A 12,667-nucleotide genomic window follows, 5' to 3' on the forward strand; every position below is an offset into this window, starting at 1 on the left:
GCGGGCCGCGCCTGCCTGCGGCGGGATGGCAAGATAGCTGTGCACGTAGCACGCGGATGACGGAGAACACCTCCGCAACCGGCACGCGTAACACTGGCGAAACACAGCCTTGACGGTAGGGAAACTTCGCCTCCATACCGTCAGGTCGCGACGAACCCCACGCAATCGACACTGGCTGGGAACCGATCCGTAAGGAGAACAAGTGACGTTCAGCACGGCCGAAGAGGTCATTCAGTACATCAAGGAACAGGAAGTCGAGTACGTCGACATCCGTTTCTCGGACCTTCCCGGCGTTCAGCAGCACTTCTCGATCCCGGCCAAGGCGTTCACCGCCGACCTCGCCGAAGAGGGCCTGGCGTTCGACGGTTCGTCGGTGCGTGGCTTCCAGTCGATCGACGAGTCGGACATGCTGCTGCTGCCCGACTTCTCCACCGCTCGGATCGACCCCTTCCGTGCCGCGAAGACCCTGAACCTGAACTTCTTCGTGCACGACCCGTTCACCCGTGAGGCCTACTCCCGCGACCCGCGCAACATCGCGCGCAAGGCGGAGGAGTACCTGCGCAGCACCGGCATCGCCGACACCGCGTACTTCGGTGCCGAGGCCGAGTTCTACATCTTCGACGGCGTCCGCTACGGCTCGGGCATGAACGGCTCGTTCTACGAGATCGAGTCCGTCTCCGGTTCGTGGAACACCGGCAAGGAGTTCAACCCGGACGGTTCGCGCAACCTGGGCTACAAGGTCCGCAACAAGGGCGGCTACTTCCCCGTCGCCCCGTACGACCACTACGTCGACCTGCGCGACAAGATCTCGACCAACCTGCAGAACGCGGGCTTCGAGCTCGAGCGCGGCCACCACGAGGTCGGCACCGCCGGTCAGGCCGAGATCAACTACCGCTTCGACACCCTGCTGGCCGCGGCCGACGACGTGCAGCTGTTCAAGTACATCGTCAAGAACACCGCGTGGCAGGAAGGCAAGTCCGTCACCTTCATGCCGAAGCCGCTCTTCGGCGACAACGGCTCGGGCATGCACGCCCACCAGTCGCTGTGGAAGGACGGCAAGCCGCTGTTCCACGACGAGGCCGGCTACGGTGGCCTGTCCGACCTGGCCCGCCACTACATCGGCGGCATCCTGCACCACGCCCCGTCGCTGCTGGCGTTCACCAACCCGACCGTGAACTCCTACCACCGTCTGGTGCCGGGCTACGAGGCCCCCATCAACCTGGTGTACTCGCAGCGCAACCGCTCGGCCGCCGTCCGCATCCCGGTCACCGGCAACAACCCGAAGGCCAAGCGCATCGAGTTCCGCGCGCCCGACTCCTCGGGTAACCCGTACCTGGCCTTCGCCGCCATGCTGATGGCCGGCCTGGACGGCATCAAGAAGAAGATCGAGCCCATGGCCCCGGTCGACAAGGACCTCTACGAGCTGCCGCCCGAGGAGGCCAAGAACATCCCGCAGGCCCCCACCTCGCTGGCCTCGGTCATCGACCGCCTCGAGCAGGACCACGACTACCTCACCGAGGGCAACGTCTTCACCCCGGACCTCATCGAGACCTGGATCCAGCTGAAGCGCGACAACGAGATCGCCCCGGTCAACCTGCGCCCGCACCCGTACGAGTTCGAGCTGTACTACGACGTCTAAGTCGTAATGCGGTTCGTCCACTGCGGTACAGGAAAGCCCGCCTCACAGGGTTCTGTGGGGCGGGCTTTCCTGTTCACGAATGGACGATCTCGTCCAACCGTGGCAGGATACGGCGCTTCCAGCTGCGCTCCACGGCGTTGCGCACCATCCGCTGTCTGCGGTCGGCCGGGTCGAAGCCCGTTTGTGTGAGCAGCAGGCGCGTGCCGTGGCCCTCGGGGCGCAGTTCCCAGTCGACGATCCAGTGGTCGGGGTGGGCTCCCTGGGGATGGGTCCAGCTGTAGGTCAGTCGGGCGCAGGGCTGGGCGGCCAGCACCTCGCAGAGGACGTGGTCGGTCGAGACCCCTGGGACGACGAACCGGAACCGGTTGCCTGCCCAGGCGGCGAAACCGATCGGGCGCAGCAGCCATCGCGCTAGCATCTCCGGGTCCGTCAGTGCCCGCCACACCTCCTGCGACGGCCGCCGGAGAAAGGGGCCGAGTTCAACGGCCTCGGGATTCAGTCGTGCGTCTGCGATCATCGGCTCGCCGACTCCGGCGGTCGAAGATTCTCATCCATTCGTCTGGTCCTCGGTCAACTTTGCCTCGACGTCGGCGGCCAGGTGCGGTTTCTCGACCTCCATCTTCTGGACGTAGGCCACCGCGTCGCCGACCGTTCGCAGGCTCGCCAGATCCTCGTCGGGGACTTTCACGTCGTAGGTGTCTTCGAGCTGGACGGCGATTTCCACCAGCGACAGTGAGTCGATCTCGAGATCGTCGACGAAGTGCTTCTCGATTGTGACCTCGGCCGCGTCGATGCCGGTCACCTCCTCGATGATCCCGGCGATGCCTGCGACGATCTCTTTTGCGGTAGCCACGAAACGTTCTCCTCGGTGGGTCGACATAGTTGAAGGCGCGCCGCCCGTCGGGGAGCGGCGTCAGTACGCTACGAGCTCCAGTGGGGTGGAGGTTCAAGAGTTTGTGACCGAGAACACACGAGTGGATCAGCCGGTGAGTATCGGTGAGCTGGCCCGCACGACCGGTTTGTCCGTGCGAACGATCCGGTTCTATTGCGACGAAGGACTTCTGGAGTCCCGGCGCAGCTCTGGCGGCCATCGGATCTTCGAACAGGGTGCGGCTGTCGATCGAGTGTTGCTCGTGCGGCGTCTGCGCGCTTTCGGGCTCGGGCTGGATTCGATATCGGCTGTGCTGAGCCGGGAGCGGTCGCTGGATGAAGTGCTCGCCGCCGAGTCGGAACGTGTCGACCAGGAGTTCCGTTCGCTGGCGTGGCGGCGCGCCTCCCTGCGGGCGGTGGCCTCGGTCGCGGCCGTCGACCGTCCGGGGCGCCTCGCGCTGCTGGCCGTCGCGCAGGACGCGAATGCGGTGCACGACTGTCTGATTCAGTTCTGGCATCGGATTCTGGCGCCGCTGCCGCGTGCCGCAGGCGATGCCTGGGTGTGCTGGAACGTTCCCGAGCCGCCCGCCGATCCTGCCGCGGAGCAGGTCGTCGCGTTCGCGGAACTGGTCGCACTGGCTAATGACGAGGGTATGAAGGCCGCAGTGCGGCATCAGTATTGGCGAAGTCACGCCGAGCAGATCCGCGATCCGTTTGCTCTGTTCTCGGCCATGGGCGACCTGATGGTCGACGTCGTGCCTCTTGTCGCGAACGGCACGCGTCCGCGAGGTGGCCGGGAACTCGACCGGTTCGTCGGACTCCACGCGCACGCCCGGGGGCAACGCGACACCGCCGAATTCCGTACCCAGCTGCTGGCCGCCGCCACGGATACTGACGACCGGATCCACCGCTACTGGGACCTGACCGAGGATCTTCTGCCGGGTCGCGTCACCATCGGTCGTGCCCATGACTGGCTCTACCGCGCGCTGGCGGGCTGATCGGCCTCCCGAGAACCTCGCGGGCGGCTGGTGCCCGCAGGGCCAGGTGACGGGTGTGGCATCCGGACGGCCGATCGTCGACACCCGGTAGAGCTGGTCAGCGGATCAACACCGATCGTCCTCAACCGGGTTCGGCGGACCACACCACCGACGTGTACACAACCCACCGGTCGCTCCCGCAGGCGGAAACACGCGCGCTACCGTGCCCGGTATCCGGCGACCCCGGATTTCGGGGCTGGACCGAGGGGCGAGAGCGGGAGAGGGTCCGTAGGTGCGATGGGGTGTGGTGTGGCGGCTGGTGGCCGGGGCGGCGTTGGTGCTGGGGATCGGCGCCGCTCCGGTCGTGGCCGAACCGGCGGCGCGTGACTACACCTGGACGCAGGAGTACCTGACGGCGCCGGACGGGACGCGGCTGCACGCCGACGTGTTGCGTCCGGCCGGGGTCGCGCCCGATCAGCGCACGCCGGTCATCCTGACCGTGAGCCCGTATCGGGCGCATCTCGCGTATCTCACGCAGCCTCGGGTGTCGGGTGGGCCGTCGACGGAGAACCTGCCGGTCGAGTGGGCGCTGGGCGCCGGGTACACCTATGTCATCGTGGATCTGCGCGGCTTCGGCGGCTCGACGGGCTGCCCGGACTTCGGGGGTCCGGGGGAGCGGTCGGACGTGGTCGCCGCGGTGGAGTGGGCGGCCGAGCAGCCGTGGTCGACCGGCCGGGTGGGGGTGGTCGGCACCTCGTACGAGGCGTGGACGGGGTTGATGGCGCTGGCGGGCGCGCCGAGGGGGCTGGCGGCGGTGGCGGCCTTCGAACCGGTCGCGGATCCCTACAGCTATCTGTACATGCAGGGCGTCGCCTGGAAGTTCTCCGGCAAGCCGGTCACCGAGCGGGGCGTGCGCCCGGCCGACCTCGCCGGCGCCGAACACCTGGCCATCGCCGCCACCCCGGGCCGCTGGGACGACACGGACGAGTACCGGGCCGCCGCCGTGGCGCAGCCGCCGGGCTGCGCCGAGCGGTACCTGGCCCTGACCACCGACCACGACCCGGACAACCCCGGCTGGCGCGACCGTGACCTGGTCGACCGGTTGCGCGGCAACACGATTCCCCTCTTCCTGGGTCAGGGCTTCCTCGACGCGAACACCCGTCCGGACCGGACGCCGGAGGTGTGGGCCGCGCAGGGGCCGGGCGAACACCGCGCCTGGTTCGGTCAGTGGGGTCACGCGGACTGCCGCAGCAAATGCGGGACACCGCATTTCGAGACCGAGCTGGCCGCCTTTCTCGACCGGCACGTCGCGGGCACCGGCGCCGAGGTGCCCGGCCCGCGGGTCACCGTCGGCAACTTCGACGGCACCTGGCGCGCCGAATCGACCTGGCCGCCCGCCGATGCCCGCGTCGTGTCCACCGACCTGCGCGCCGGCGCCTACACCGACCGCGGCCTGATCCCGGGACCGGACCGCGAGATCTGGTCGGTCACCGACCCGCTCGCCACCGACCTGCACCTCTCCGGCCGCGCCACCGCCACCCTGGAGCTGGCCGGTCCGCCCGAGGCGACGGCGGCCGTGGAGGTCTACGACATCGCGCCCGACGGCCGCGCCACCGTCGTCACGCGGGGCATCGCGCCGGTGCGGGCGGTCACCGAACTGCGCCTCCTACATCAGGACGCCCTCCTGCCCGCCGGTCACCGCCTCGGCGTCCGCGTCACCGACGTGGTCGACGACGTCTGGGCCCATCCGCCTACCGGCGCGCGGGTCGCCGTCCACCGGGCCCGCCTCGATCTGCCGGTCCTCGCCACGGCGCGCACCCCGGATCTGCCCGGCGGGCTGCCCACCAACCTCCTCCGCTGGCGCGCCGACGAGACGACGACGGTCGGCCCGGCCGTCCTCGACGACCCGGCCAACCGCATCGCCCCGCCTCGTTAGCCGACCTCACCGTGGGTCGCCGAGCGCCCCGCCGACCCCGCGCATCGCCAGCTCCTCGAACCGGGCCCAGGCCCGCCCCGGCGCCGGCTCGGCCCCGGGGTCGACCATGGCCGTCAGGACGCCGAACAGCGCGCCGGCGAGGAACGCCACGATCTCGTCCCGCCCGCGCACCGGCGCGGGCGCCTCGTCCAGGCATTCGCCGACCAGTTGTTCGAGCATCCGGCGATACGACCGCAGGACCGTCGCCGACGCCTTCGGGCCGAGCAGGGGACGATGCACGTCCGGATACCGGCCGACCAGCTCGAAGATGACCCGCAACCGGCTCAGCGGCGTCGGCCCGGCGGGGACGGCGGCGATCTCGCTGCGCAGGAACTCGGTGGTCGAGACCTGCAGCAGGTCGTCCTTGTCGCGGTAGTGGCTGTAGAAGGTCGAGCGTCCGACATCGGCGCGATCGATGACGTCGGCCACGGTGACGCGCTCGTAGCCGCGCTCCATCATGAGCTCGATGAGCGCGCGGTGCAGCAGGCCGCGGGTGCGGCGCACGCGGCGGTCGGTCATGGCCCTCCTTCGTGGACGGATCCGGCGGACGTGTCCGGAAACGGACACATCCGGCCCTTCTGATTCTGGTCCCCGCCGCCGAACACTCCGACGATGGACCCATGTCGAACCGAGTGATGTCCCCGATGTTCGTCGACGACGCAGGCACCGGCCTGGTCATCGCCGACATCCGCCGCTACAACGTCTTCACCTCCCTGTTCTTCCTCGGCCGCCACGGCCGCCTGCTGCGCGAACTCGCGACCGCCTCCGGCGCGCGTCCCGGCGACACGGCGGCCGACATCGGTTGCGGGCCGGGCAAACTCGTGCGCGCGCTGGGCGCCGTCGTCGGGCCCACGGGTTCGGTGGTCGGCGTCGATCCCTCGGCGGCCGCGGTGGCAGCCGACCGCGCCGCCGACCCGCGCCACCGCTACGAGCAGGCGCCCGCGCAGTCCCTGCCCTTCGGCGACGCCGAATTCGACGTGCTCACCTGCACTTTCGTCATGCACCACATCCCGGCCGAGCACCGCGACGCCGCGCTGGCCGAGATGTGGCGGGTCCTGCGCCCGGGCGGTCGGGTCCTGCTGGCCGACGTCGCGCCCGGACCGGCCTACCGCGCCGTGCTGAACCTGGTGACCCGGCACGGCGACGCGGATCCGTTCGCCGACGCCGACATCCGCCGCTACACCGGTCGCCTGGGCGACCTCGGTTTCACCGATATCGCCTACACCCGCAGCCGCTACCAGACCGGCATCCTCACCGCGGTCCGGCCGCGCTGATCGCGGGCCGCCTGTCGGTGGCCTCGGCTACTGTCGGTCGGGACGGAGACATTCGACCACGGGGGTGCGGCATGACCATCGACGGTGCGGCGCGCGAGGCGCGGGCCAGGGAGTTCGCCCTGACGGCGCACGGTGACCAGCGGTACGGCGAATTCCCCTATTCCCGGCACCTGGCCGCCGTGCGCGCGGTCCTCGACGACTTCGGCTACGGCGGCGACCTGGCCGTCGCGGCGTGGCTGCACGACGTCGTCGAGGACACCCCGGTCACCCGGGAGGAGGTCGAGGCGGCCTTCGGCCCCGAGGTCAGGGACCTGGTGTGGGCGGTCACCGGCGTCGGCCCGAACCGCAAGCTGCGCAACCTGGACGCCTACACCAAGATCGCCGCCCATCCTCGCGCGGTGGTCCTCAAGCTGGCCGACCGCACCGCCAATGCCGAGGCGAGCCCGCCGGAGAGCAGCTGGATGGCGATGTACCGCACCGAGCATCCGACGTTCAAGGCCCACCTCGGCGGCCTGCTCGCCGACGACCCCACCGTCGCGCGCATGTGGTCCCGGCTGGAGGACCGCCTCGACCTCGACGGCGACCTCCCGGTCGTGGACTGGGCCGAGATCGACCGGCTCCTGGCCGCGGGCGACCGCGAGGACGCCATCGCCCTGCTGCGTTCGGCGACCGGCTGCGCCCGCACCGAGGCCGAATGGGCGGTCGACGAACGTACCTGACGCCGCCCGGCTCTCAGAACGACTGCCACGCCGGCTTGTTCGCCAGCGCGTACCGGTAGTAGCCGGCCAGCTTCAGCGCGCCCGCGGCGGCCTCGTCGATCACCACGGTGACGTGCGGGTGCCACTGCACGACCGAGGCGGGGCAGAACGCCGACAGCGGGCCCTCCGCCGCCGCGGCGACGGCCTCGGCCTTCCCGGCGCCGGTGGCGATCATGACCAGGTGCCGGGCCTCGCAGATGGTGCCGAGCCCCTGCGTGAGCACGTGGTGGGGCACGTCGTCGGGGCCGTCGAAGAAGCGGGCGTTGTCGCGGCGGGTCTGCGCGGTGAGGGTTTTGACCCGGGTGCGGGAGGTCAGCGCGGACCCGGGTTCGTTGAATCCGATGTGCCCGTCGGTGCCGATCCCGAGCAGCTGCACGTCCACTCCGCCTGCGGCGGCGATGGCCGCGTCGTAGCGCGCGCCCTCGGCGCCGATGTCGGCCGATTCTCCGTCGGGCGACAGGACCCGCGCCGGGTCGAGGTTCACGTGGTCGACGAACTCGGCGCGGATGACCGAATAGTAGGACTGCGGATGGCTTTTCGGCAGCCCGACGTACTCGTCGAGCAGGAACGCCCGGCAGCCCGAGAAGTCGAGGCCGTCCGCGCGGTGCCGACGCGCCAGCTCGCGGTAGGACGGCAGGGGGGACGAGCCCGTCGCCAGCCCGAGCGTCGCCGCGCCCTGCCGCACATAGCCCTCGACGATGTCGGCGACGGTCCGCGCGACCTCGTCCGGGTCCGCCCGGATCACGATCTCCATCAGTTCCCTTCCTCTCCGGCGACGAGCACCCGTCGCGGTCGCAGCATCTCGTCGGTCACCAGGATGTCGGCCCGGTGGCCGGGGGTCAGGCCGCCGCGTTCGCCCGCCAGCCCGAGCACCCGGGCCGGCGTGCGGGTCGCCGCGGTGACGGCGTCGCCGAGCGGGACCGCGGCGTGGAAGACGGTGTGCCGCAGCACGTCCAGGAGCCGGAACGTGCCGCCCGCGATGGCGCCCGGCGCGCCGTCGGCGGTGGCCAGCCGGGCGACGCCCTGGTGCACCCGCACGTCGAGGGCGCCGAGGCGATAGTCGCCGTCGCGCATGCCGGCCGCCGCCATGGCGTCGCTCACCAGCGCGACGTGGTCGGGTCCCACGGTGTCGAACACCATGGCCACCGTCTCCGGGGCCAGATGCACGCCGTCGGCGATCAATTCGAGGATCAGGTCGCCGCGCCCGGCGGCCGCCAGGCACGCGCCCGCCGGTCCCGGCGCGCGGTGGTGCATCGGCGGCATCGCGTTGAACAGGTGGGTCGCGGTCACCGGCCCGCCCTGCGCGTCGGCGACGGCGGCGGCCGTGGTCGCCGCGTCGGCGTCGGTGTGGCCGAGGCTCGGGACCACGCCGTGCCGTCGCATCGCCGCCAGCAGCGCCGGGAAGCGCGCGGTCTCCGGCGCGATCGTCATGGACCGGACGGTGCCGCGCGCCGCCTCGCACACCCTCTCGAACAGGCCAGGATCCCCGGGCACGATGGCGGCGGGATCCTGCGCCCCGCACCGGGCCACGCTCAGGAAGGGCCCCTCGAGGTGCACCCCCAGCAGCGCCCCGTCCTCGACCAGCCCCGACAGCACCCCGGCCTGCCGCACGAGCACGTCCTCCGGGGCGGACACCAGGCTGCCGAGCAGGCCCGTGGTGCCGTGTCCGCGATGGTGATCCGCGGCGGTCAGGGCGCCCGTCGCGTCGGCGTTCGGGAAACCGAACCCGGACCCGCCGTGACAGTGCAGGTCGATCAGCCCCGGCAGGATCAGGTCGCCGGATCGGGCGGGCAACGCCTCGCGCCGCCGGTAGTCCGCGGCGGGGCCGACCCAGGTGATGACGCCGTCGCCGAATTCGACCGCGCCGTCGACGATCTCGGTCCCGCCTTCGCCGATCACCCGGCCCCGGAGAACTGTCCGGCCGTCGGCGATGACCCGGCCCCGCGGCACGGCCTGGTCGTCACTCACCGGCCGACCCGCTCGTCGCCCGCGCCGTGTCGACCTGCCGCGCGGGGCGGCGAGGGGTCGCGCGCGACCGGCGACCACCCGAACGGCGGGCGGCGGTGCCCCCGGCCCGCCGTGTCCGCCCGGCGGACCCGCTCATGCCCGCCCGAGCACCGCGGCGGCCGCGGCCCGTGCCGCCTGCGGATTGCGTGCGGCCACGGCGGCGTCCGCCGCGTCGCGGCACTGGTCGATGCTCACGTCCCGCAACGCCAGCCGCACCGGCCCCAGCGCGGTCGCGGACATGGACAGGCTCGTCACGCCGAGGCCGACCAGCACCGGTGCCAGGGTCGGATCGGAGGCGGCCTCCCCGCACACGCCGACGGACTTGCCCGCCGCGGTCCCGGCCGCACCCGCCAGGGCGATCAGGTCGAGCAGCGCGGGCTGCCAGGGGTCGAGCAGGTGCGCGAGCCCGCCGGCCATCCGGTCCACGGCGCAGGTGTACTGGCTCAGGTCGTTGGTGCCGATGCTGACGAAGTCCAGCGATGCCAGCAGGTCCGGCGCCCGCAGCGCGGCGGCCGGGATCTCGATCATGGCACCGACTTTCGTGAGCCCGACCGAGCGGGCGAGCTCGGCGAAGCCGGCGGCCTCGTCGGCGGTGGCCACCATCGGCGCCATGACCCACAGGTCGGCCCCGGTCACGGCCGCCGCCTGCGACAGGGCCGTGAGCTGGGTGCCCAGCGTCTCCGGGAACACGGTGCCCACCCGCAGCCCGCGCACGCCGAGCGCCGGGTTCTCCTCGGTGCCCAGGTCGAGGAACGGCAGCGGCTTGTCCGACCCGGCGTCGAGGGTGCGCACCACGATCCGCCTGCCCGCGAACTGCTCGAAGATGACCGTGTAGGACTCGATCTGCTCGTCCAGGGCGGGCGCGGTCGGCCGGCCGAGGTACATGAACTCGGTGCGGAACAGGCCGACTCCTTCGCTGTCGGCCTCGCCGTCGCGGATCGCGTCGTCCACGGTGCCGATGTTGACCAGCAGGTGCACGGGCGTCCCGTCGGCCGTGTGGCCCGGACCGCCGGAGGCGGCCAGCCGGGCCCGCTCCGCCTCGGCCTGCTCGAGCGCCGCGCGCTCGCGCATCGGGCTCGGGTCGATGATCACCTCGCCGGTGGTCCCGTCGAGCAGGACGGGGGCGTCGTCGAGGAGCCGGCCGGTGTCGGGACAGTTCACGACGGCGGGCAGCCCGAGCGATTTGGCGAGGATGGCGGTGTGGCTGGTCGGGCCGCCCTCGGTGGTCAGCAGCCCGACGACGTCGCTGCCGCCGAGCATCGCGGTGTCGGCCGGCGCCAGATCCCGGGCGACCAGCACGAACGGGTACCCCGGTTCCGGGATGCCCGGCATCGGCTCGCCCAGCAACACCGCCACCGTGCGCCCGCCGATGTCGCGCAGGTCGGTGGCCCGCTCGGCCATGTAACCGCCCAGCTTCTCCAGTTTCGCGCAGAAGCTCTCGAACGCCAGATGCACCGCGTGCGCGGTGGGCGCCCCGGCCGCGAGTTCCTTCTCCGTCGCCGACACGATGCCCGGGTCGCGGGCCATGGTCGCCGACATGGTCAGGATCTCCGCGGCAACGCCGTTCACCCGCGCGGCGCGCTCCTTCAGCTGCGCCGACACCTCGTCCAGCGCGGCCTTCACCCGTTCCAGCTCCTGGTCCGGCGGCCCGCTGACCGGGTCGCCGAGGGAGGTCCGGGTGGGGGAACCGAACGGCAGCCACGGCGCGCACACCACGCCCGGGCTGACGCCGAGCCCGCGTATCACCTGTTCCGGCATCAGCTCTGTCCGCCTCGGGTCATCGCTCACTCACCTTCCCGTGTCTTGTCCAGCTTCGCCTCGACCTCCGCGACCAGCGGCGCGTCCACCCGAGTGTCCCCCGTCGCGGCCAGCGCGGCGGCGGCTTCGGCCTCGGCGGCGTCGGGCGTGTCGACCTCGGCGTCGGTTTCGGGCTCGCGACCGGGCGTGCGCAGGTTCCACCGCTTGATGACGAAGCTGAACAGCAGGTAGTACACGACGGCGTACCCGAGCCCGATCGGGATCAGCAGCCAGGCGTCGGTGGCCTTGCCGAAGTTGAGCACGTAGTCGATGGCGCCCGCCGAGAAGGTGAACCCGTCGTGGATGCCCAGCGCGTTGACCAGGGCCATGGCCGTGCCGGTCAGGATCGCGTGCACCACGTACAGCGGCCAGGCCACGAACATGAACGAGAACTCGAGCGGCTCGGTGATGCCGGTGACGAAGGCGGTCAGCGCCGTGGACAGCATGATGCCGCCGACCAGCTTCTTCTGCGACGGCCGCGCGTGGCGGTAGATCGCGAACGCGGCGGCGGGCAGGGCGAACATCATGATCGGGAAGAAGCCGGTCATGAAGGTGCCCGCGGTCGGGTCGCCCGCGAAGAAGCGGTTGAGGTCACCGCGCACCAGCTGCCCCTGGGCGTCGGAGTAGTCGCCGACGAGGAACCAGACGGTGGAGTTGAGGATGTGGTGCAGGCCGGTCGGGATGAGCAGGCGGTTGGCCGTGCCGTAGATCCCGCCGCCGAGCACGGTGTGGTCGGCCACGGTCTCGCCGACCCAGGTCAGGCCCGCGTTGAACGCCGGGTACACGAACGCCATCAGCACGCCGACCACGAGGCCGGTGACCGCGGTCAGGATCGGCACCAGCCGTCGTCCGTTGAAGAAGCCGAGGTAGTCCGGCAGTTTCGTGCGATAGAAGCGCTGCCACAGGATCGCCGAGAGCAAGCCCATGACGATGCCGCCGAGCACGCCGTAGTTGATCAGCGCCTGGGCGCCCTTGGGATCGGTCTTGCCCTCGAGCACGATCGGCGACATGGCCTCGAACACGCCGTTGATCACCATGTAGCCGACCACCGCGGCCAGCGCCGTCGAACCGTCGGACTTCTTGGCCCAGCCGATGGCGATGCCGACCGCGAAGATCAGCGGCAGCCAGGTGAAGACGGCTTGACCGGCCGCCGAGATGACGGTGGCCGCGCCGTGCAGGGCCGAGAACCGGCCGAGCAGGTCGTCCTGGCCGAGGCGTAGCAGGATGCCGGCCGCGGGCAGGACCGCGATCGGCAGCATGAGGCTGCGGCCCAGCCGCTGCAGGCCGGCGAACAGCGCCGACTCCTTCTTCGGGGTTTCCTCGACGGCAGCAGTCATCTCCGACCTTCTTTGCGGTACTATCCGGTCATA

The 12,667-nt window shown here is 71.2% G+C and carries 12 protein-coding genes; 5 read left to right on the forward strand and 7 right to left on the reverse strand.

What is annotated here, in order from left to right; translation table 11 throughout:
* The first annotated feature begins 202 nt into the window (after positions 1-202).
* Positions 203-1,639 carry a type I glutamate--ammonia ligase gene (gene glnA / locus ON36_RS07755; protein WP_043649618.1) on the forward strand — a complete coding sequence of 479 codons (1,437 nt, stop codon included), beginning with the start codon at positions 203-205 and terminating at the stop codon, positions 1,637-1,639.
* Between the two features lie 73 nt (positions 1,640-1,712).
* Here the strand turns inward: glnA and ON36_RS07760 are convergent, their stop codons facing one another.
* Both ON36_RS07760 and acpM read right to left on the reverse strand, forming a co-directional pair.
* Positions 1,713-2,156, reverse strand: coding sequence for an SRPBCC family protein (locus ON36_RS07760; RefSeq protein ID WP_043649621.1), 444 nt, complete (start codon positions 2,154-2,156; stop codon positions 1,713-1,715).
* A 30-nt stretch (positions 2,157-2,186) separates the two neighbouring features.
* On the reverse strand, positions 2,187-2,492 hold the full coding sequence (acpM, locus tag ON36_RS07765) for a meromycolate extension acyl carrier protein AcpM (RefSeq protein WP_245557976.1): 306 nt from the start codon (positions 2,490-2,492) through the stop codon (positions 2,187-2,189).
* Positions 2,493-2,595: 103 nt separating this feature from the next.
* Here acpM and ON36_RS07770 point away from each other — a divergent pair, with 103 nt between their 5' ends.
* Together ON36_RS07770 and ON36_RS07775 are read left to right on the forward strand one after the other, a co-directional pair.
* Positions 2,596-3,507, forward strand: coding sequence for a MerR family transcriptional regulator (locus tag ON36_RS07770; protein WP_157224812.1), 912 nt, complete (start codon positions 2,596-2,598; stop codon positions 3,505-3,507).
* A gap of 271 nt (positions 3,508-3,778) precedes the next feature.
* The gene (locus tag ON36_RS07775; protein ID WP_043649626.1) at positions 3,779-5,422 is read left to right on the forward strand and encodes a CocE/NonD family hydrolase; all 1,644 of its coding nucleotides are present in this window, start codon (positions 3,779-3,781) and stop codon (positions 5,420-5,422) included.
* Between the two features lie 6 nt (positions 5,423-5,428).
* Here the strand turns inward: ON36_RS07775 and ON36_RS07780 are convergent, their stop codons facing one another.
* Positions 5,429-5,980, reverse strand: coding sequence for a TetR/AcrR family transcriptional regulator (locus ON36_RS07780; protein WP_043649628.1), 552 nt, complete (start codon positions 5,978-5,980; stop codon positions 5,429-5,431).
* Positions 5,981-6,081: 101 nt separating this feature from the next.
* Between ON36_RS07780 and ON36_RS07785 the strand changes: the two genes are divergently transcribed.
* Positions 6,082-6,735 (forward strand): class I SAM-dependent methyltransferase, encoded by a 654-nt coding sequence (locus ON36_RS07785; RefSeq protein ID WP_245557978.1) that lies wholly within the window; start codon positions 6,082-6,084, stop codon positions 6,733-6,735.
* A gap of 71 nt (positions 6,736-6,806) precedes the next feature.
* Positions 6,807-7,454: an HD domain-containing protein gene (locus ON36_RS35720; RefSeq protein WP_052313736.1), complete on the forward strand. Its 648-nt coding sequence runs from the start codon at positions 6,807-6,809 to the stop codon at positions 7,452-7,454.
* 13 nt (positions 7,455-7,467) lie between these two features.
* Here ON36_RS35720 and nagB read toward each other — a convergent pair whose 3' ends face one another.
* From nagB to ON36_RS07810, 4 genes are all read right to left on the reverse strand, one after another.
* Positions 7,468-8,247, reverse strand: a complete 780-nt coding sequence (gene nagB / locus ON36_RS07795; protein ID WP_043649632.1) for a glucosamine-6-phosphate deaminase — start codon at positions 8,245-8,247, stop codon at positions 7,468-7,470.
* Positions 8,247-9,461, reverse strand: coding sequence for an N-acetylglucosamine-6-phosphate deacetylase (locus ON36_RS07800; RefSeq protein ID WP_245557980.1), 1,215 nt, complete (start codon positions 9,459-9,461; stop codon positions 8,247-8,249). Before ON36_RS07800 ends, nagB begins: the two co-directional genes overlap by 1 nt.
* 132 nt (positions 9,462-9,593) lie before the next feature.
* Positions 9,594-11,258: a phosphoenolpyruvate--protein phosphotransferase gene (ptsP, locus tag ON36_RS07805; RefSeq protein ID WP_043649635.1), complete on the reverse strand. Its 1,665-nt coding sequence runs from the start codon at positions 11,256-11,258 to the stop codon at positions 9,594-9,596.
* A gap of 26 nt (positions 11,259-11,284) precedes the next feature.
* On the reverse strand, positions 11,285-12,634 hold the full coding sequence (locus tag ON36_RS07810; protein WP_043649638.1) for a PTS transporter subunit EIIC: 1,350 nt from the start codon (positions 12,632-12,634) through the stop codon (positions 11,285-11,287).
* Positions 12,635-12,667 lie beyond the last annotated feature (33 nt).

Source organism: Nocardia thailandica NBRC 100428 (assembly GCF_000308795.1).
Classification (GTDB): domain Bacteria; phylum Actinomycetota; class Actinomycetes; order Mycobacteriales; family Mycobacteriaceae; genus Nocardia; species Nocardia thailandica.